Origin of the sequence: Paenarthrobacter sp. NPDC058040 (assembly GCF_042885775.1) — a bacterium.
In the GTDB taxonomy this organism is placed as follows: domain Bacteria; phylum Actinomycetota; class Actinomycetes; order Actinomycetales; family Micrococcaceae; genus Arthrobacter.
Genome location: NZ_JBHVRN010000014.1, coordinates 1 through 19722, shown reverse-complemented (window position 1 = coordinate 19722; position 19722 = coordinate 1). Strand labels below are relative to the sequence as shown.

At 63.6% G+C, this 19722-nt stretch carries 18 protein-coding genes; 13 read left to right on the top strand and 5 right to left on the bottom strand.

Annotation, left to right across the window (positions count from 1 at the left end; all coding sequences use genetic code 11):
- Window positions 1–192 precede the first annotated feature (192 nt).
- Window positions 193–492 (top strand): DUF4193 domain-containing protein, encoded by a 300-nt coding sequence (locus ACFVSJ_RS18765; protein WP_387438480.1) that lies wholly within the window; start codon window positions 193–195, stop codon window positions 490–492.
- A 5-nt stretch (window positions 493–497) separates the two neighbouring features.
- Here the strand turns inward: ACFVSJ_RS18765 and ACFVSJ_RS18760 are convergent, their stop codons facing one another.
- On the bottom strand, window positions 498–989 hold the full coding sequence (locus ACFVSJ_RS18760) for a DUF3093 domain-containing protein (protein ID WP_387438479.1): 492 nt from the start codon (window positions 987–989) through the stop codon (window positions 498–500).
- Between the two features lie 54 nt (window positions 990–1043).
- On the opposite strand from ACFVSJ_RS18760, the gene dut reads away from it, so the two are divergent.
- From dut to ACFVSJ_RS18740, 4 genes are all read left to right on the top strand, one after another.
- A complete protein-coding gene (dut, locus tag ACFVSJ_RS18755) occupies window positions 1044–1580 on the top strand; it encodes a dUTP diphosphatase (protein ID WP_387438478.1) in 537 nt (178 codons plus the stop codon).
- 110 nt (window positions 1581–1690) lie between these two features.
- Complete coding sequence (locus tag ACFVSJ_RS18750) at window positions 1691–2425, top strand: DUF3710 domain-containing protein (RefSeq protein ID WP_387438476.1); 735 nt, start codon at window positions 1691–1693, stop codon at window positions 2423–2425.
- Between the two features lie 52 nt (window positions 2426–2477).
- Window positions 2478–2798, top strand: a complete 321-nt coding sequence (locus ACFVSJ_RS18745; RefSeq protein WP_387438475.1) for a hypothetical protein — start codon at window positions 2478–2480, stop codon at window positions 2796–2798.
- Window positions 2795–3562, top strand: coding sequence for a DUF3159 domain-containing protein (locus ACFVSJ_RS18740; protein ID WP_387438474.1), 768 nt, complete (start codon window positions 2795–2797; stop codon window positions 3560–3562). The genes ACFVSJ_RS18745 and ACFVSJ_RS18740 overlap by 4 nt, the downstream gene beginning before the upstream one ends.
- Here the strand turns inward: ACFVSJ_RS18740 and ACFVSJ_RS18735 are convergent.
- On the bottom strand, window positions 3529–4266 hold the full coding sequence (locus ACFVSJ_RS18735; protein WP_387438473.1) for a potassium channel family protein: 738 nt from the start codon (window positions 4264–4266) through the stop codon (window positions 3529–3531). The genes ACFVSJ_RS18740 and ACFVSJ_RS18735 overlap by 34 nt on opposite strands.
- Entirely contained in the window at window positions 4266–4937 is a 672-nt protein-coding gene (locus ACFVSJ_RS18730) for a potassium channel family protein (protein WP_387438472.1), read from the bottom strand. The genes ACFVSJ_RS18735 and ACFVSJ_RS18730 overlap by 1 nt, the downstream gene beginning before the upstream one ends.
- 115 nt (window positions 4938–5052) lie before the next feature.
- On the opposite strand from ACFVSJ_RS18730, the gene ACFVSJ_RS18725 reads away from it, so the two are divergent.
- From ACFVSJ_RS18725 to ACFVSJ_RS18690, 8 genes are all read left to right on the top strand, one after another.
- Window positions 5053–7029, top strand: coding sequence for an APC family permease (locus ACFVSJ_RS18725; protein ID WP_387438470.1), 1977 nt, complete (start codon window positions 5053–5055; stop codon window positions 7027–7029).
- A complete protein-coding gene (locus ACFVSJ_RS18720) occupies window positions 7026–8396 on the top strand; it encodes a class I SAM-dependent RNA methyltransferase (protein ID WP_387438469.1) in 1371 nt (456 codons plus the stop codon). Before ACFVSJ_RS18725 ends, ACFVSJ_RS18720 begins: the two co-directional genes overlap by 4 nt.
- A gap of 188 nt (window positions 8397–8584) precedes the next feature.
- Window positions 8585–11392 carry an aconitate hydratase AcnA gene (acnA, locus tag ACFVSJ_RS18715; protein WP_387438467.1) on the top strand — a complete coding sequence of 936 codons (2808 nt, stop codon included), beginning with the start codon at window positions 8585–8587 and terminating at the stop codon, window positions 11390–11392.
- Window positions 11393–11571: 179 nt separating this feature from the next.
- Entirely contained in the window at window positions 11572–13545 is a 1974-nt protein-coding gene (gene dxs, locus ACFVSJ_RS18710; RefSeq protein ID WP_387438466.1) for a 1-deoxy-D-xylulose-5-phosphate synthase, read from the top strand.
- Complete coding sequence (locus ACFVSJ_RS18705) at window positions 13542–14111, top strand: DUF402 domain-containing protein (protein ID WP_387438465.1); 570 nt, start codon at window positions 13542–13544, stop codon at window positions 14109–14111. The genes dxs and ACFVSJ_RS18705 overlap by 4 nt, the downstream gene beginning before the upstream one ends.
- On the top strand, window positions 14108–14668 hold the full coding sequence (locus tag ACFVSJ_RS18700; protein ID WP_387438464.1) for a hypothetical protein: 561 nt from the start codon (window positions 14108–14110) through the stop codon (window positions 14666–14668). The genes ACFVSJ_RS18705 and ACFVSJ_RS18700 overlap by 4 nt, the downstream gene beginning before the upstream one ends.
- 30 nt (window positions 14669–14698) lie before the next feature.
- Complete coding sequence (locus tag ACFVSJ_RS18695; protein ID WP_387438462.1) at window positions 14699–14917, top strand: hypothetical protein; 219 nt, start codon at window positions 14699–14701, stop codon at window positions 14915–14917.
- Between the two features lie 66 nt (window positions 14918–14983).
- Window positions 14984–15961: an aldo/keto reductase gene (locus ACFVSJ_RS18690; protein ID WP_387438460.1), complete on the top strand. Its 978-nt coding sequence runs from the start codon at window positions 14984–14986 to the stop codon at window positions 15959–15961.
- Between the two features lie 140 nt (window positions 15962–16101).
- Here the strand turns inward: ACFVSJ_RS18690 and ACFVSJ_RS18685 are convergent, their stop codons facing one another.
- Complete coding sequence (locus ACFVSJ_RS18685; RefSeq protein ID WP_387438459.1) at window positions 16102–18246, bottom strand: 3-hydroxyacyl-CoA dehydrogenase NAD-binding domain-containing protein; 2145 nt, start codon at window positions 18244–18246, stop codon at window positions 16102–16104.
- Window positions 18243–19499: a thiolase family protein gene (locus ACFVSJ_RS18680; RefSeq protein ID WP_387438458.1), complete on the bottom strand. Its 1257-nt coding sequence runs from the start codon at window positions 19497–19499 to the stop codon at window positions 18243–18245. The genes ACFVSJ_RS18685 and ACFVSJ_RS18680 overlap by 4 nt, the downstream gene beginning before the upstream one ends.
- Window positions 19500–19722: the final 223 nt, after the last annotated feature.

Below are 19722 nucleotides of genomic sequence, written 5' to 3'. Positions count from 1 at the left end.
AAAACAGCGGTTTCCGCCGGAGAACGGGAGCGCCCGCGCGGCTCTGGACAAACAACTCCCCGGGGAGGAAAATCTGGCCGATACCGGGCACAAATCCGGGGCGTCCGATGTTACATCCCTATAGCCGCGGCGGGTTCCGAAACCCGCTGCGGGAATCCAAACCGCATCAAGCATCGAGGATGAAGAAAGACCATGGCCACGGATTACGATGCCCCTCGGAAGACCGAGGAAGACGTCAACGAGGACTCGATCGAGGAACTCAAGACGCGCCAGTCGGGAAAGCAATCCTCGGCTGTGGACGTGGATGAAACGGATCTTGCCGACGGCTTCGAACTGCCGGGAGCCGACCTTTCAGGAGAAGAGCTCCTCATCCAGGTCATGCCGGCCCAGGCCGATGAATTCACGTGTTTCAACTGCTTCCTGGTAAAGCACCGCTCACAGATCGCCGCCCAGCGGAATGGCCATCTGTACTGCACGGAGTGTGAAAGCTAGGACCTTCAGCGCTTGTGCAATGCGGCAACGAGTTCCTGAGGCCTGCGGGAAGAAGCTATCCAGTACGGTGTGCGGTCGGCGGGATCGGTGATCTCGATCTTGACCACGGGATCGATCCAGCCACGGAAGCACATGTAGGCCAGGCCGTTGAGGCGGGGGCCACGCTCAGCCGTTGCTTCGGCCTTGCTGAATGCCTCAACCGATCCAACGAACTTCCTGTCAATGCTGGCCCGCCCCACCCGCAGGGTGTCCTTGGTGACGGAAATCGTGGGGGTCGAGAGCACCAGCAGCGTGGTCATGATCGCCAGCAGTACCAGTGCTGCAATGATGCCGGCAGCCGGGCTGATGGGGGCGAACATCAAGATCCCGGCGCTCGAGAGACCTACGACGACGATCCAGATCCAGATAGTGGGCCACAGCTTTTCCCTGAACAGGAACTCCGCTGAGGCGGAGGGGTTCCGGGCAGGCGTGGGTGCGGACTGGTCAGGCGTAGGCATGGGTCCAGCTTATCCGCCGTCGAGGGGAGGTCGGTCCACGTAGAATGGACCACTGTGAGCAACGAGACCGCAGTATTCACCAATGACTCCCTTTCCCCGGATGCCGAAAGCGGCGCGACGGCCTCCTACGGTGCGCCGACCCTCGAGGTACAGCTGAAAATGCTCGACGAAGGCTTGGAGGCACCCTCCTACGCCCACCCTGGCGATGCCGGAGCCGATCTGCGGGCCCGCGAAGACGTGAGCCTCGCTCCGGGGGAACGGAAACTGGTCCCCACGGGTGTGTCGATCGCCCTTCCGGACGGCTTTGTTGCGCTGATCCATCCCCGGTCCGGATTGGCCACGAAGCACGGACTGACCGTGGTCAATGCCCCCGGAACCGTTGATGCCGGGTACCGCGGCGAAATTGCCGTCACCTTGCTCAACACCGACCAGAGCCAGGCAATCGAACTCAAGCGCGGCGATAGAATTGCCCAAATGGTGATCCAGCGCGTGGAATACGCCCGCTTCGTCGCCGTTGCCGAGTTGTCCGATTCCGTCCGGGGGACCGGCGGCTTCGGTTCCACTGGTGGCTTCAACGCCCCGGTGGCCTGACCATACATACCCAACCAGGCGAGTGCGCCGGCCGATGCCCTGCCGCATTGCCGTACTTCGACATGGGTGCGGTTTACTTGGGGATAGACCACTACTAAGGAGACAACCCAATGGTTTTTGGGCGCGGCAAGAAGTCCAAGGCTGAGCGGCCGGAGGCGGCCGTCATCGACGAGGAAAGCGCAGCCCGGGGCCCGGCACCAGCTGAGCCCGCCAAAGGCGACCTTCGGTTGGCAAAGGGGCCGTGGGACAGCGACGAGATCGAGGACCGCGACGGCTATGTGGATCTCGGCGCCCTGCTGATTTCGCCGGCTGAGGGTCTTCAGCTGCGGCTCGAAGTCGAAGAAGCGACCCAACGGGTTGTGGCTGTGACCATGGATCTCGGTGGCTCAAGCCTCCAATTGCAAGCCTTTGCGGCTCCCCGTTCCGAAGGCCTGTGGGAGGAAATCCGTGAGCAGATCAGCCAATCCGTGGCCAGCCAAGGAGGGGAGACGGAGGAAGTGACCGGAACCTTCGGAACCGAGCTGGTTGCCAAACTTCCGGCCGAAGCTGCCGACGGGAGCCGTGGCTTCCGGGCCGCGCGCTTCATGGGCGTCGACGGCCCGCGATGGTTCCTTCGCGGCGTCCTTGGCGGTGCTGCCGCACTGGAGAAGGAAGCCGCCGCGGGACTGGAAGATTTGTTCCGCCAAGTAGTGGTGGTCCGTGGGGACAACCCCATGCCCCCGCGCGAACTCCTGCAATTGCGGTTGCCAAAGGATGCCACGGCTTCAGGGCAACCGGCCGCGCAGCACAACGGACCCTCCGTCCAGCGGCCGGAGCGGGGTCCGGAGATCACCCAGATTGGCTGAAACCGGGGGACGGCCCGCCCAGGGCGGTCAACGGCAGGACACACCACGCGGCGTGAGGGACCTCCCCGCCCGCGGGCGGGCTGTGTGCACGGGGTTCATCGAATCGGTGACCCACCAGCCCCCCAGCGAGCAGCCGTTTTTCTCGGCAATCGTGGTGGACGCCCTGGAACACAGTTCAGTGACCGCGCTTGGTGGATCCACGAACAAGAAACCCTATGAGCGGCTTCGGATTATCTGGCTTGGCAGAAGCCGGGTCCCCGGCATCGAGGCGGGTGTCCAGCTTCGGCTGAACGGGATGGTCACCGAGGTGGACGGCTTGCCGGCCATGTTCAATCCACGCTACGAAATACTTTCCCGTCAGGAGCACCGATGACCGCCGCTGAAGGACCGGACCCCAAGGACCCCGCCGGTACACACCCTGCGGGCGAACCAGCGCAACGCCAAGGGCCGGAAGCGCAAACCGTGGCTGGCCTTGCCGCAGGATATGCGGAGAAGGCAGGCCTGCACCGCAACAGTTCCGGGCATGTGGACATGCTCAAGTCGGCCGGGGGAGTGCAGGGCATCGCCGAAAGCATACTCCCGGGCTTGGTGTTCCTTGTGGCGTTCACCGCTACGCGCGACCTGACGGTTTCCCTGGTGGCTTCCCTGGCGACCGCTGCGGTTTTCACGGTGGTCAGGCTTATCCAGAGGCGGCCGTTGACCCAAGCCCTGGCCGGAGTGGTGGGCGTCGGAATCTCCGCATGGCTGGCCAATACCACCGGCAAGGCTGAGGACTTCTATGTGCTCGGCTTCTTCACGAATATTGCGTACATCGCGGGCATGGTGCTCTCGATAGTCCTGAAGTGGCCCATCGCGGGACTTTTGTTTGGCTTTGTGCGCAATGAAGGACTGGACTGGCGCAAGGACCCGGAACGGCTCCGCGCTTATCGCCTGGGTACGTGGATTGTGGTTGCGGTGCTGGCTTTGCGGCTCGTTGTCCAGGTTCCGTTGTACTTCATGGGTGAGGCTGGACTGACAGCCCTCGCCACGACCCGCCTGCTGATGGGCGCACCACTCTACATCCTGGGGCTGTGGGTGGCTTGGCTCGTCACCAAGCCCGCGCCTCAGCCGTCGAAGCCGTCGTCGTCCGCTGACTGATCGGCGACTTCCGCCGAACCGTCGCGCGGTCCTTGACCGGCCATCGAGTCCGGTGACAACAGCGCCCTGAGACCATCTTCCGCGGCGATGGTGGTGACGAAGAACAACTCGTCACCACCATCGAGGACGTCGTCCCGGCTGGGCGTGATAGGCGCCTGGTCGCGAAGGATGGCCACGAGCGTCGAGTCCTCGGGCCATTCGATGTCTCCCACGGTGCTGCCGATGACGTGTGAATCGTGCGGAACGGTGAACTCGACGATGGAGGCCACACCGGTTTGCAAGGTCAGCAACCGGACAATATCCCCGATTTCCACCGCTTCCTCCACCAAGGCGGTCATGAGCTGCGGGGTGTTGACAGCTACGTCCACTCCCCAGGAGTCGTTGAACATCCAGTCGTTCTTGGGGTTGTTCACCCGGCCGACCGTTCGGCCCACTCCGAATTCGGTCTTGGCCAGAAGCGAGACCACCAGGTTCACCTTGTCGTCTCCCGTGGCGGAAACCACGACGTCGGCGTCCTCAAGTTTGGCGTCCTGCAGCGTACTCAGCTCACAGGCATCTCCCACCAGCCAGCGCGCACCGCGCAGCCCGCTGCGGCCGATGACTTCGGGTTTGAGGTCGATGAGCAGGATCTGGTGGTTGTGGGCCAGCAGTTCACGGGCGATCGATGAACCGACGCTGCCTGCTCCAACGATGACGACTTTCACTAATTCTCCTTGGCAGGTGCTTTGGCGAGGATGCGGCTGATATCCGACGAACGGTCGAGGCTGAGCATGGCGTGCACCGTATCGCCTTCCTGGTAGGCCGTTCCGGCCTGGGGCAACAGCCCTTCGCCAAAGCGGGTCAGGAAAGCGATGCGGATGCCGGCAGCGGCCTCGATCGAGTTCAGGCTGTGTCCGATCCAATCCTCATGCAGATCGACTTCGGCCAGCACGAGCCGCCCGGAAGGCTCGCGGTAATCACCCGCGAGGTGCTGTTCCGGAAGAATGCGGCGCAGCACTTGGTCGGCGCTCCAACGCACGGCAGCCACGGTGGGAATGCCCAACCGCTGGTAGATTTCAGCCCGGCCGGGGTCGTAGATACGTGCCACCACGTGGGCCACGTGGAAGGTCTCCCGGGCTACCCGGGTAGCGAGGATGTTCGAATTGTCGCCGCTGGAGACGGCGGCGAAGGCGTAGGCTTCTTCGACGCCTGCCTGCTTCAGCGTGTCCCGGTCGAAGCCGACGCCCGTCACTTTGCGTCCTGTGAAGGTGTTGCGCAGCCGGCGGAACGCACGCTCATCCTGGTCGATGATGGCTACGGAGTGCCCTGAATCTTCCAATGTGTGTGCCAGGGTTGCGCCAACACGGCCACAACCCATGATCACGAAGTGAGCCACCGTGTCTCCTTTTTAGTCCTTATCCGTCCCGCTGCGTATGACTTTACCGGTGAGGGGAGCGTAAGGCGGCGACGGTCGTCATGACATCGCCGGGGATTCAGAGTAGCTTTGCGGAGTGCTGACAATACTGAATGCAGTGAAGCGGGTGTTGGTGGGCCGACCCTTCCGGAACGACAGCTTGTCCCACACCCTGTTGCCAAAACGCATCGCCTTGCCGATCTTCGCCTCGGACGCCCTGTCCTCCGTGGCGTACGCACCTGACGAAATCCTGCTGACACTGGCCCTGGCTGGTGTCAGTGCCGTGGCTTTTTCGCCACTGGTCGGCCTGGCAGTGATGGTGGTATTGCTCACGGTAGTAGCCTCCTACCGGCAGAACGTCCATGCCTATCCCTCAGGCGGTGGCGACTACGAGATCGCCAACGTGAACCTCGGAAAGTACGCCGGACTCACCGTGGCATCGGCGCTCCTGGTGGACTACGTCCTGACGGTTGCCGTGTCCATGTCCTCTGCGGCTGCCTACCTCACGACGGCCATTCCTGCACTGCACGGTGAACAGGCCCTCATTGCCACGATCGGCGTGGTTATCCTGGCGCTGGTGAACCTTCGGGGCATCAAGGAAGCAGGGACCGTGTTCGCCGTTCCCACGTACATCTTCATGGCCTCGATCCTGGGTATGACCCTGGTGGGCATCTTCCAGGCACTGACCGGCCAGTTGGGCGAGGCGCCGTCGGCCAACTTCACCATTGTGCCCGAGTCCGGCTTCGATGAGGGCCTGGTGGGCCTGGCTGGTGCTTTCCTGCTGTTGCGGGCATTCTCCTCGGGCGCGGCCGCCCTGACCGGCGTCGAGGCCATCAGCAACGGCGTCCCGAATTTCCAGAAGCCGAAGAGCAAAAATGCGGCAACGACGCTGCTCCTTCTCGGGGCGATTGCGGCAGCCATGCTCGCCGGCATCCTCTACCTGGCCAACGCCACCAAAGTCCACATCGTCCTGGACCCTGCCACGGAGTTCCTGGTGGATGGGAAGCCACTGCCGGAGGGCTACATCCAGAACCCCGCCATCAGCCAGATCGCCGATACGATCTTCGGCGCAGGTTCCATCCCGTTCTACATTGTGGTGGCCGCTACCGGCATCATCCTGGTGTTCGCTTCCAACACGGCCTTCAACGGCTTCCCGGTGCTCGGCTCCATCCTTGCCCAGGACGGCTACCTACCGCGCCAACTCCGGACCCGCGGCGACAGGTTGGCTTACAGCAACGGCGTCCTCGCACTGGCCGCAGGCGCATTGGTACTCATCCTGTCCTTCAACGCCGACGTCACCAAGCTGATCCAGCTGTACATCGTGGGCGTGTTCATTTCCTTCACCGCGAGCCAACTCGGCATGGTCCGGCACTGGGGACGCGAATTGAAACTCGCAAGGGACAAGGCCATCCGGCGCAGGATCATCAAGTCCCGCACCATCAACATGGTGGGCTTCGGCATGACGGCTCTGGTGCTGGTGATCGTCCTGATCACCAAGTTTGAACAGGGCGCCTGGATTGCCCTGCTGGCGATGTTCATCCTGTTCCTCATCATGTGGAGCATCCGGGCGCACTACGACAATGTGGCGAAGGAACTGGCGGTCGATGAAGACTCTTCGCCACGGGCCCTGCCTACCCGCGTCCATGCGGTGCTGCTCGTATCCCACGTACGCAAACCAGTGCTCCGCGCCCTGGCCTACGCCCGCGCATCGCGGCCCTCCCGCCTGGACGCGATCACGGTGGACATCAACGCCGAAGAGACCGAGCACACCGTCCGGGACTGGGAGAAGCTGGAAATTCCCGTACCCTTGACTGTCCTGGCCAGTCCGTACCGTGAGACGGTCACGCCCATCATGGAGTACGTCAAGAACATGCGGCGCGACTCTCCACGCGACCTGATCGTTGTCTACATCCCCGAATATGTGGTGGGCAAATGGTGGGAACAACTGGTCCATAACCAAACCGCACTCAGAATCAAGACGAGGCTCCACTTCGAACCCGGCGTCATGGTCGCCAGCGTTCCATGGCAGCTGAAGTCCTCCGAAGAAGCAAAGGCATTGCAGGATACCCAATGAGTTCCAACAGCGTTTCTCCCCACTCCGCAGACACCGGCACGTACCAGGGGCCCGGCACTGAACTGGTGGTGGAGGTTGGTCCGATCGCCCATGGCGGCCACTTCGTTGCCCGCCACGAAGGACGCGTCATTTTCGTCCGCCATGGCATTCCGGGAGAGAAGGCGCGGATCCGGCTGACGGACTCCGGTGACTCCTCGCGCTTCTGGCGCGCCGACGTCGTCGAGGTCCTGGAGGCGTCCCCGGACCGCGTCCGGCACTTCTGGAAGCCCGCCGACTCGGCCGCTGCGTGGCGCCGCGGCGGCCCGCCCGTGGGCGGCGCCGAACTCGGGCATGTGTCCCTCGCCAGGCAGCGCGCGCTTAAAGCGGAGGTGCTCGCCGAACAGCTCAAGCGGCTGGCCGGCCTTGACCTCCCCACCGAGGTGGAACCGGTGGGAAGTACCAACGACGACGGCGGACTCGGCTGGCGTACGCGCGCCAGTTTTGGCGTCACGGCCAAAGGGCAGTTGGGTATGCACGCCCACCGCTCGGACGTCGTCATCCCCGTCCACGAGATGCCGTTGGCCCACCCCGGCATCAATGACCTCCGGTTGTGGGACCTGGATTTGACCGGAATTGCCCGGGTAGAGGTTGCTGTTCCCGCGAATGGTTCGCGGCCCCTGGTACTCCTGGCACCGGAAGAAGGAACCAGCCCCAAACGGCTGCACAGCATCCTGTCCCGGATGCCGCAGGACATTTCGGTGGCCAGCTTCGACCCCACCAAGGGACAAGTACTGCAGTTGCGCGGCCGGACATGGGTCCAGGAATCGGCGGCAGGGCACGAGTATCGGGTGACCGGAGAAGGCTTCTGGCAGATCCATAAGGACGCCCCGGAGACTCTGGTCAGTGCCGTGACCGGCTACCTCAGCGGGGGTGGATACCTGCAGCCCGGCGCTGCAGTGGCCGACTTGTACGCCGGAGCAGGTTTGTTTACCGCACCCCTGGCCGATGCGGTTGGAGTTACGGGCTCGGTCCTCTCGGTGGAGGGTGCACCCGGAACCAGCCGGGACGCGCGCAAGAACCTCCACGGCGAACCGCACGTGGAAATCGTGCAAGGGCGGGTGGAGCGGGTCCTCCACCAGCGGGCCAGGAGTTTCGATTCACTGGTGCTCGATCCACCGCGGGCCGGTGCGGGAAAGGCCGTGGTAAAGCAGCTTATTGAGACCGGACCCCGTGCGATTGCCTATGTGTCATGCGATCCGGCGTCTTTCGCCCGTGATTTGGGTTACTTCCAGCAGGGTGGTTGGCGGTTGGAGGCCCTGCGTGCCTTCGATCTCTACCCCCACACGCACCACCTCGAGACGGTTGGGCTGCTGGTTCCGGCAAGCTAGGCGGGGAACAGTGCGGCAAAGGGGATACATGCCACTACGATGGGCGTAGTAGCCCCGCTCCGCTGCCGCACCGTGCCCGCGGGCCGGGGTGACCAAGAGAAAGTGCCGCCCGGCTAAGTAAGGTGTGCCTAACTGGCTAGCGGCCAACCACGCGACAAAGATAAAACTGTTGCGAGAGGAGTCCTGCCATGAGCACTGTGGACAGCTTCGGTTCCAAAGGCGTACTGAATGTAGCCGGCACCGATTATGAAATTTTCCGGTTGAACTCCGTAGAGGGCGCAGACAGCCTTCCGTTCAGCCTCAAGGTATTGCTTGAAAACCTCCTGCGGACTGAGGATGGCGCCAATATTACGGCTGACCACGTCCGCGCCCTGGCCGGTTGGGATCCGAATGCGGAGCCCGATACCGAAATCCAGTTCACCCCGGCCCGAGTCATCATGCAGGACTTCACCGGTGTTCCCTGCGTTGTTGACCTTGCCACCATGCGTGAAGCCGTCAAGGAACTCGGCGGCGACCCGAAGCGTGTCAACCCGCTTGCACCCGCAGAAATGGTCATCGACCACTCCGTCCAGATCGACGCCTTCGGCAACGCCGGCGCGCTGGAGCGCAACATGGAGATCGAATACCAGCGCAATGGTGAGCGCTACCAGTTCCTGCGCTGGGGACAGACCGCCTTCGACGATTTCAAGGTTGTTCCTCCGGGAACGGGCATCGTCCACCAGGTCAACATCGAATACCTGGCACGCACCGTCATGACCCGCGAAGTGGACGGCGTCGTCCGCGCCTACCCCGACACCTGTGTGGGCACCGACTCGCACACCACCATGGTCAACGGCCTGGGCATCCTCGGTTGGGGCGTCGGTGGCATCGAAGCCGAAGCAGCGATGCTCGGCCAGCCCGTCTCCATGCTGATTCCCCGCGTTGTCGGCTTCAAGCTCAACGGCAGCATCCCGGCAGGCGCCACCGCTACCGACGTCGTACTCACCATCACCGAAATGCTGCGCAAGCACGGCGTGGTGGGCAAGTTCGTCGAGTTCTACGGCGAAGGCGTCGCAGCAGTGCCGCTGGCAAACCGCGCAACCATCGGCAACATGAGTCCGGAATTCGGTTCCACGGCAGCCATGTTCCCGATCGACGACGTCACGCTCGACTACCTGCGCCTGACCGGCCGGTCCGAAGAGAACGTCGCCCTCGTCGAGGCGTACACCAAGGAACAGGGCCTCTGGCACGATCCTTCCCGCGAACTGCGCTTCTCCGAGTTCCTTGAGCTGGACCTCTCCACCGTGGTTCCCTCCATCTCCGGCCCGAAGCGTCCGCAGGACCGCATCGAGCTCAGCGATGCCAAGGAGCAGTTCCGCAAGGACATCCACAACTACGTCGCCATCGAAGACGGCAGCGTGGACGAGTCCCTCGACGAGTCCTTCCCGGCCTCGGATGCCCCGTCCTTCACGCACGCCGATTCGCACGTTACGGAGACGGCCCGCGTGGCCTCTGCTGCCAACGGTGCGCACGGACGCCCGTCGTCGCCGGTCCACGTCACCACCGCCGACGGCCGCGAATTCGAACTGGACCACGGTGCCGTCTCGATCGCTTCGATCACGTCCTGCACCAACACGTCCAACCCTTCGGTCATGCTGGCAGCAGCCCTCCTGGCCCGCAACGCCGTCAACAAGGGCCTGACTGCCAAGCCGTGGGTCAAGACCTCCGTTGCGCCGGGTTCCAAGGTGGTCACGGACTACTACGAGAAGTCCGGCCTGACCCCGTACCTGGAGAAGCTCGGCTTCTACATTGTTGGCTACGGTTGTGCCACCTGCATCGGCAACTCCGGCCCCTTGGAGCCTGAAATCTCCGAGGCCATCCAGAAGAACGACCTCTCCGTGACGGCCGTCCTCTCGGGCAACCGCAACTTTGAAGGCCGCATCAACCCGGACGTCAAGATGAACTACCTGGCCTCCCCGCCGCTGGTCATCGCCTACGCCCTGGCCGGATCGATGGACTTCGACTTCGACACCGATGCCCTCGGCACCGATTCCGACGGCAACGAGGTCTTCCTCAAGGACATCTGGCCCAACCCCACCGAGGTGCAGGAAGTCATCGACTCCTCCATCGATGAGGCCATGTTCGCCAAGGGCTACGAGGGCGTCTTCGACGGCGACGAGCGCTGGAAGGCACTCGACACGCCCGCCGGTGACACCTTCGCCTGGGCTGAGGATTCCACCTACGTGCGGAAGCCCCCATACTTCGAGGGCATGAAGGCACAGCCGGATCCCGTCAAGGACATCTCGGGCGCCCGCGTTCTCCTGAAGCTTGGCGACTCCGTGACCACGGACCACATCTCTCCGGCAGGCTCCTTCAAGTCGGACACTCCCGCCGGCCAGTACCTCCTGGCCAACGGCGTGGAGCGGAAGGACTTCAACTCCTACGGTTCACGCCGTGGCAACCACGAAGTCATGATCCGCGGTACGTTCGCCAACATCCGTATCAAGAACCAGCTCCTGGATGGCGTTGAAGGTGGCTTCACCCGCGACTTCAGCCAGGAAGGTGCTCCGCAGGCATACGTCTACGATGCCGCCCAGAACTACCAGGCAGCCGGAACGCCGCTGGTGGTCCTGGCAGGCAAGGAGTACGGCTCCGGCTCGTCCCGTGACTGGGCAGCCAAGGGTACGGCCCTCCTGGGCGTCAAGGCGGTTGTTGCTGAAAGCTACGAGCGCATCCACCGCTCCAACCTGATCGGCATGGGCGTCCTTCCGCTGCAGTTCCCGGCAGGCGAGTCCGCAGCTACGCTCGGCCTCAACGGCACGGAGACTTTCGCAGTCGAAGGTGTCACCGAGCTCAACAACGGCACCACGCCCAAGACGCTCAAGGTGACGGCGACGGCCGAGGACGGCTCGTCCAAGTCCTTCGACGCGGTCCTGCGCATCGACACCCCGGGTGAAGCGGACTACTACCGCAACGGTGGCATCCTGCAGTACGTGCTGCGCCAGATCTCGGCATAGGGGAAACGGCTGCACAGCTGATTCCGTGCATGGCAGCCCCGGCTGGTCGCTTGACCAGCCGGGGCTGCCTGCGTTAGCCGGTTGTTCCGGCCTTGCGGAAACGCGCCGTGGCACGAAACACGGGGTCACCGTCAAGGCGCTAAAGTTAACAAGCACGTCATTGACCGTAAGGAGGGCCCTTGGGACTCTTGGAAACCATCAAGGATCCACAGGACCTGGCTGAATTGTCCGGCTCCGAACTGGATCAGCTGGCAGGAGAAATCAGGGACTTCCTGATTACCAACGTGGCCGCAACAGGCGGACACCTGGGGCCCAACCTGGGCGTTGTGGAATTGACCATGGCCGTGCACAGGATTTTCGAGTCGCCGCGGGACAGCATCGTTTTCGACACCGGCCACCAGTCCTACGTGCACAAGCTCCTGACTGGCAGGCAGGACTTCAGCACGCTCCGGCAGCAAGGCGGCCTCTCCGGCTACCCGGACCGCGCGGAATCTGAACACGACATCGTCGAAAGCTCCCACGCGTCGTCGTCCCTGTCCTGGGCGGACGGTATTTCCCGGGCACGCCAGCTGACCGGAGAAGGTGACCGGTTCGTCGTCGCCGTCGTGGGCGATGGTGCCCTTACCGGTGGCATGACTTGGGAAGCCATCAACAACATTGCCGCGGACAAGCGCCGCCGCGTTGTGATCGTAGTCAACGACAACGGCCGTTCCTACGCGCCGACTGTCGGTGGCCTTGCAGACTACCTTGCATCCCTGCGTCCTACCATCGACTCGCTGCGAACGGCTCCGGCCTATGAGCGCATGCTGGACTGGTGGAAGAAGCGGCTCCAGAACGGCGGCCCGGTAGGTCAATTCACGTACAAGAGCCTGCACGCCATGAAAAAAGGCGTTAAGGACTGGTGGGCGCCCCAGGGCATGTTCGAGGACCTCGGCATGAAGTACATCGGTCCGGTGGACGGCCACAACCTCCAGGCCCTGGAGAATGCGCTCAGCACGGCCAAAGCCTACGGCGGCCCGGTGATCGTCCATGCGATGACGGAAAAAGGCCACGGGTACGCCCCGGCCCTCGCGAACGAGGCCGACCAGTTCCACGCAGTGGGCATCATCGATCCCGAAACGGGGGAGCCGGCCGAAACGCCCGGCGCCCGCTCATGGACGTCTGTCTTCGCCGAAGAAATCGCCGACATTGCCGATGAGCGCAAGGACATCGTGGGCATCACCGGTGCCATGCTCATCCCCGTTGGCCTGCACAAGTTTGCCGAGCGGCATCCTGAGCGCGTGATCGACGTCGGCATCGCCGAGCAGCATGCCTTAACGTCCGCTGCCGGAATGGCCTATGGCGGGCTGCACCCGGTGGTGGCCGTGTACGCGACGTTCCTGAACAGGGCCTTTGACCAGTTGCTCATGGACGTGGCCCTCCACAAGGCCGGCGTCACCGTGGTGCTTGACCGCGCGGGCGTGACGGGACCGGACGGCCCCAGCCACCATGGCATGTGGGACATGGCCATGGTCCAGATTGTGCCCGGCCTCCATCTGGCCGCGCCACGGGACGCCACGCGGCTTCGCGAGGAGCTCCGGGAAGCTGTTGCCGTGAACGATGCCCCCACGGTGGTGCGGTTCTCCAAGGGCAGCGTGGGCACCGAAATCGAAGCGATCGAACGCCTCAAGGACGGCGTGGACGTCCTTGCCCGCCGTCCTGAAGGCTCAACGGAAAACGATGTGCTGATCGTCAGCGTCGGCGCCATGTCCGAACTCGCCTTGGACGTAGCCTCGCGCCTGGGCGCCCAAGGCATCAGTTCCACGGTGGTGGACCCGCGCTGGGTCCTTCCTGTCCGGAAGTCGATCATTGCCTTGGCTGCCCGCCATCGGCTGGTGATCTGCATTGAGGACGGTGTCCGTGCGGGCGGCGTAGGTTCGCGGATCAGGCAGGAGATGCGTGCGGCCGGTGTTGACACAGCCCTCAATGAGGTTGGTCTGCCCGTCGAGTTCCTGGTTCACGGTTCCCGCAGCCAGGTCCTGGAACGCGTTGGGCTGACGGCCCAAAAGATAGCGCACGACGTCGTCGCCCAGGTTTTGGGGACAAAGGTTCCGTTTGCGAGGCCCCTCCCGGGTCAGGAACATCCCACCACGGGAAGCCTGCCCACGCTGTGAGTGCCGGACGCGAACCCGGCGCACTGCAGCCGGGCGACCTCGTCGTGGCAAGAAACAGGAAATGGAATGGTACGGCGCACTGGGTGGTCCCCGGCAGCTACTTGGGCGAAGACATCCACGGCTGGTGGATTTTCCAAGAGGCGGGCGAGTTTTGTTCCCGTCCGGGCGCGGCCTTCTACACTGCCTCGGATGCACTCCTCCTCGTCCCGCGAACAGGGGAGTTCGTGGCCACGTTCTACGACGATTCGTATCCTGGCGACTTCCGCATCTACGTTGACCTGGCCACGGCCCACGGTTGGAACCCGATCAGGCCGGGTGTCACTGAGTTCCACATGATCGACATGGACCTGGACGTCATTCGCTCCACCCATCGCGGAGTCTTCGTGGATGACGAGGACGAGTTCGATGATCACAGCTTGGCCATGGGCTATCCAGAACAGACAGTGGCCGCCATGCGGGCAGAATGCGCAACCCTTTTCGCAGCAGTGGACACCATGAAAGCACCATTCGACATCACCGGCCACACCAACACTAGTGCTGAGTGGTTCAGGAAAGGACGAGCATGAGCGGGATCATCCGTACGTACAAGCGGGACGAAGAAGGAGTTCTTCACTTCCGGGAAGCGTGGTACGACGACGAAGACCAGCAGTTCGTGGTCAACCATGGCGTGGTTGGCCACCAGAGCAAGACTGATGAAACAGGAGTGGACGACCACACCACGGTGGACGGGCTGATGGCCGCCTTCGCGGCCCAATGCGAAGAAGATGGATACGCCGAAATTCCCGAGTCCGAGCAGTTTTGGGTGGTTGCACAGCTGGCCCTCAAGACCAAGGACGGCACCGAGCGGGACCGGCACCTTGAACGAAAGGCCAAGGCAGCCCTCACCGGAGAACTGGCGTGGCGGGGCCTCGGCATCGTGGATCGCTCCGAAATTGGCAACGGCCGCCTGAACATCTTCTGCCTTTGCCCGGACGTCAGCAAGGCAGTGAACGCCATCAAGATCTGCGTTCGTGGTGAAGACCTGGACTTCACCAAGCTCACCATCGCAGCAGCACCCCACAGCGATCCCACCGCGTTCAAGGTCAAGCACTCGCCCAAGCAGGGCGTGGGCTTTACTCTCTAAGTAGCACCCATCGCACCAGGAGGGATCTCCATGTCGTCCAAGAGCAATTGGCCCGGACATACGCCGCTGCCCAAGGGGCTGGCTGCGCCGGCAAAGCGGGCACTCGCCCACGAGGGGATCGAGACATTGGAGCAGTTGGCCGAGTTCGGTGAGCTGGAAATGTCGAAGCTCCACGGGATGGGCCCGGCCGCCATAGCCCAACTCGAGGACGCAATGGAAGAGTCTGGAATCTCCTACAGTCCGCGCTAGCGGGGTTGGGGCCCTTTTGTTGCCCAAGGTGACAATCTGCCCGGACGCGGGATATAGGCTGATTTCATGACTGCATATCGACGCCTTGGCCATTCCGGACTCACCGTCTCAGCCGTAGGGCTGGGCTGCAACAATCTGGGCCGTGCCAATACACCCACAGAGTCGCAGGAAGGCACGGACGCTGTTGTCCACGCCGCCGTCGACGCCGGAGTGACCTTTTTCGACGTGGCCGACGTCTACGGACGCGAGCCCGGGCTAAGCGAAACCATGCTGGGCAAGGCGCTGAAAGGGCGCAGGGACGACGTCGTCATAGGCACAAAGTTCGGGCTGGACATGCGTGGCGTCAATGGCAACGACTTCGACGCCCGTGGTTCCCGCCGGTACATCGTGAAGGCCGTGGAAGCATCGCTTCGTCGTTTGGATACGGAGTGGATCGACCTTTACCAGTTCCACACGCCGGACCCGCGCACTCCCATCGAAGAGACGCTGGCCGCCCTGGACGACCTCGTGTCCAGCGGAAAGGTTCGCTACATCGGACATTCGAATTTCGCTGGCTGGCAGATCGCCGAGGCAGAGTACGTGGGCCGGCAAACCGGGGGAGCCCGGTTCATTTCGACGCAGAACCACTACAACCTCCTGGATCGCCGCGCTGAACTCGAAGTACTTCCCGCTGCAGGAGCCTTCTCCTTGGGCGTGCTCCCGTACTTCCCCTTGGCCAACGGCCTCCTGACCGGTAAGTACTCCGCCGGCAAGGCGCCGGAAGGCTCACGGCTGAGCCACACCCGCACCAATCTGGTACACGACGCCGATTGGGAGCAGCTGGGCCGCTTTAGCCAGTTCGCCAAGGAGCGCGGCATCAGCGAGCTGCAGTTGGCATTCTCCTGGCTGGCCGCCCAACCCGGTGTCAGCAGCGTCATTGCCGGCGCGACCCGTCCTGAGCAGATCCGCGAGAACGCCGAAGCAGTGCGTTGGGTGCCGACGCAGGAAGACCGCGAAGAACTCGACGACATCTTCCCTCGCGCTCCCAAGGTGGCCCTTTTCTAGCCCTCTCTCGCGTCCCGCCCACTTTCAGGCGTTCCCCTCTCACCTAAAAGCTATAAAACCGGATCGCTCTCTCACCAGGGTGAGAGAACGATCCGGTTTAGGCCGCGGGATGTGAGAGAGCGTTGAAGTTTAGCGGAGGCTCAGGCCGGTGCGGAGGCAATCCCGGGTGCGAGGAACCGCTTGCCGTTTACCCTTTCCGAGGCGCCCACCCGGTCCAAGTACGGCGTGATCCCGCCAAGGAACATGGGCCAGCCTGCTCCCATGATCATGCAGAGATCGATGTCTTCGGGTCCTGCGACGACGCCCTCGGCAAGCATCAGTCCGATCTCTTCCGCCAAGGCATCCTGGGTCCGCCGCAGGACTTCTTCGCCGGTGGACGGCGTGTTTCCGAAGGAGAGGATGGCCAGCGTCTCTGCCGGGATGGCGGCCTTTCCATCTGGGCCTTCAACCCACAGTGATTTGATGCCGTTGTCGATCAGCTTCTGCAGGTTTTGGGAGACGGGGAAGCGTTCCCCGAAGGCAGCATGGAGTGATTCCTGGACGTGTTGGGCGACCGGCAGGCCCACCATGGCGCTGAGCGTGAACGGCGTCATGGGAAGGCCCATGGGCCGCAAAGCAGTGTCCGCAACATCTGCAGGGGTGCCCTCGTCGAAAGCTGCGATGACTTCGCCCATGAGCCGGAGGAGTATGCGGTTGACGACGAACGCAGCCGCGTCCTTCACCAGCACTGCGGTTTTCCTGAGTCCCTTGGCCAGCTCGAAAGCCGTGGCCAGCACGGCGTCATCGGTTGCCGGGGCCTTCACGATTTCCAGCAGCGGCATGACGGCTACGGGGTTGAAGAAGTGGAATCCCACCAGCCGTTCCGGATGTTGAAGGCCCTCTGCCATGGCTGTGACTGACAGCGACGACGTGTTGGTGGCAAGAATGCACTCCGGCGGGACAATGGCCTCCACCTCGGCGAAGACCTGTTTCTTGACGTTCAGTTCTTCGAACACGGCCTCGATGACGAAATCGGCGTCCCTGAAGGCTTCCTTCGATACGGACCCGGTGACCAAGGCCTTGGTCCGGTTGGCTGCGTCCGGCTTGATGCGCTTCTTGGCGAGCAGTTTGTCCACCTCGGCGTGGACGTAGGCCACGCCTTTGTCCACGCGGGCTTGGTCAATGTCCGTCATGACCACGGGTACTTTCAGCTGCCGTGCGAACAGCAGCGCCAATTGACTTGCCATCAAGCCAGCCCCGACAACGCCAACCTTGGTGACGGGCCGGGCAAGCTTCCGGTCGGGAGCCCCGGCCGGCCGCTTGGACCGCTTCTGAACCAAGTCAAGGAAGGCATACACGGTGGAACGGAACTCGTCCGTTTGCATCAGGTAGGCCAACGTTTCACACTCAAGGGCCGCGGACTCGGGCTGGGTCATGGTGCGGTTGGCCTCCATGATGTCCAGGACCTTGCCCGGCGCCGGGGAGGCGTTGGAGGTCTTGGCCTCCACCAAGGCCCGCCCGCCTGCAATTGCGGCGGCCCAGCGGGCGGCTACGGCTTCGTCGGAAGGGTCGACGGCGTTCTTCCGCACTGGCGTCGTTTCGGCGGAGATGACGCGGGCGGCCCACGCAAGGGACTGCTCGAGGAAATCGGCCGGCTCGAACAACGCATCGGCGATCCCCAGCTCGAATGCTTGCGGACCCGACAAGGTGCGGTTGTTGCTCAGTGGGTTCTCGATCATGACCTTGACGGCGTTCTCCGGGCCGATCAGCCGGGGGAGGATGTAGACGCCGCCCCAGCCTGGCACGAGCCCCAGGAAGGCTTCCGGCAATGCCAAGGCGCCCGCCGCCGTCGATACGGTCCGGTAGGTGGACTGCAGCGCGATCTCCAGCCCGCCGCCCAGGGCCAGGCCGTTGATGAAGGCAAAGCTCGGGACCCCGAGGTTGGCCAGGGTGGCGTACACGTCGTGGCCCAGCTGGGCCATCCAGAGGCCGTGGTCGCGCTCCTTGAGGTTCTTCACCGCGGAGAGATCGGCCCCGGCCACCAGGAAGTAGGGCTTGCCGGTGACGCCCACGCCAACGATCTCGCCGCGGCCTGCGCGGTCACGAAGGGTCTCCAGGACTTCGCCAAGCTCCACCAGGGTGTTGGGGCCGAGCGTGGTGGGCTTGGAGTGGTCGAGGCCGTTGTCCAGGGTGATGAGGGAAAAAGTGCCGGCACCGCCGGGCAATTCGATGTCCTGGACATAGGAGTGCGTTACTACCTCGTCCGGGAACAGGGCGGCAAGTTTCCGGAAATCGTTGGCGCTCATGCGGCGGCTCCTTCTGTGGTGGTTTGCGTGCTCGTTCCGTAGTCCGCGTGGTGCGGGTTTTCCCAAATGACGGTGGCCCCCATGCCGAGTCCGATGCACATGGTGGTGATGCCGTAACGCACCGACGGATCCTCTTCGAATTGGCGTGCCAACTGGTTCATCAGCCGTACGCCCGAGGAGGCGAGAGGGTGTCCGACGGCGATCGCGCCGCCATAGCGGTTGACGCGGGGATCGTCGTCGGCGATGCCGAAGTGGTCCAGGAAGCTCAGAACCTGCACTGCGAAGGCTTCGTTGATTTCGAACAGGCCGATGTCTTCGATGCCGAGCCCTGCGTTCCGCAGGGCCTTCTCCGTAGCCGGCACGGGGCCGATACCCATGACTTCCGGCTCGACTCCGGCGAAGGCGTAGGCCACAAGCCGCATCCTTACCGGCAGGCCGAGTTCTTCGGCAGCGTCGGCGGAAGCAAGGAGGGCAGCCGTGGCGCCGTCATTCAAGCCGGCTGCGTTGCCTGCCGTAACGCGGCCGTGGGCTCGGAACGGTGTCCTCAGATCAGCCAGGTCCTCCACCGTGGTGCCGGGGCGCGGCGGCTCGTCAACCGTGTGCAGGGCCCAACCCTGGCCGGGCTTGAGGGTGGCGACCGGAACAAGGTCTTTCTGGATCTGTCCGTTGCCGTAGGCCGCCGCCAGCTTGGCCTGGGAGGCGGAGGCATAGGCGTCTGTGCGGCCCTTGGTGATGGCCGGGAAGCGATCGTGGAGGTTCTCCGCCGTGTTGCCCATGTTGAGCGCCGCAGGGTCCACCAGGCGCTCGGACATGAAGCGGGGGTTGGGATCGGCGCCCGCCCCCATGGGATGGTTCCCCATGTGTTCCACTCCGCCGGCAATGACGACGTCGTAGGCCCCGAAGCCGATGCCGCTCGCCGTCGTCGTTACCGCGGTCATGGCGCCCGCGCACATGCGGTCGATCGCGAAGCCGGGCACGGTACGGGGGAGCCCCGCGAGGAGGGCGGCGGTCCGGCCAATGGTGAGTCCTTGGTCGCCGGTCTGGGTGGTGGCGGCGATGGCGACCTCGTCAACGCGGTCCGCCGGAAGGGACGGATTGCGGCGGAGCAGTTCGCGGATGCATTTCACCACAAGGTCGTCGGCGCGCGTACCGGCATAGATGCCCTTGTCTCCGGCCTTGCCGAAAGGGGTTCGGATGCCATCCACGAAGACGACGTCGCGGATGTTCCTTGTGGCGGTGCGTGTTGGACTCATGCGGTACTCCTCATCGAGACATGGATCCGGAACCGCTAAACGGTTTCGGGTTGGCATTGCTGCTATGTTACTCGCCGGTAACTTAGCATGCAAGGCTGGTAAAACGCAGGAGGCCCGCTTCCGAACCACCACGGTTGGTGGGGGGGCCCGGGGGGGGGGGTGTGGAGTTGGGGGTGGTGGTTTGGGTGGGTGTGGGGGGGGGGGGGGGGGGGTTGGGGGGGAG

Coding starts and splice junctions, on each gene's coding strand:
- ACFVSJ_RS18690 (WP_387438460.1), top strand. CDS start 14,984: ATGACTGCATATCGACGCCTTGGCCATTCCGGACTCACCGTCTCAGCC.
- acnA (WP_387438467.1), top strand. CDS start 8,585: ATGAGCACTGTGGACAGCTTCGGTTCCAAAGGCGTACTGAATGTAGCC.
- ACFVSJ_RS18695 (WP_387438462.1), top strand. CDS start 14,699: ATGTCGTCCAAGAGCAATTGGCCCGGACATACGCCGCTGCCCAAGGGG.
- ACFVSJ_RS18720 (WP_387438469.1), top strand. CDS start 7,026: ATGAGTTCCAACAGCGTTTCTCCCCACTCCGCAGACACCGGCACGTAC.
- ACFVSJ_RS18680 (WP_387438458.1), bottom strand. CDS start 19,499: ATGAGTCCAACACGCACCGCCACAAGGAACATCCGCGACGTCGTCTTC.
- ACFVSJ_RS18700 (WP_387438464.1), top strand. CDS start 14,108: ATGAGCGGGATCATCCGTACGTACAAGCGGGACGAAGAAGGAGTTCTT.
- ACFVSJ_RS18685 (WP_387438459.1), bottom strand. CDS start 18,246: ATGAGCGCCAACGATTTCCGGAAACTTGCCGCCCTGTTCCCGGACGAG.
- ACFVSJ_RS18765 (WP_387438480.1), top strand. CDS start 193: ATGGCCACGGATTACGATGCCCCTCGGAAGACCGAGGAAGACGTCAAC.
- ACFVSJ_RS18750 (WP_387438476.1), top strand. CDS start 1,691: ATGGTTTTTGGGCGCGGCAAGAAGTCCAAGGCTGAGCGGCCGGAGGCG.
- ACFVSJ_RS18740 (WP_387438474.1), top strand. CDS start 2,795: ATGACCGCCGCTGAAGGACCGGACCCCAAGGACCCCGCCGGTACACAC.
- ACFVSJ_RS18760 (WP_387438479.1), bottom strand. CDS start 989: ATGCCTACGCCTGACCAGTCCGCACCCACGCCTGCCCGGAACCCCTCC.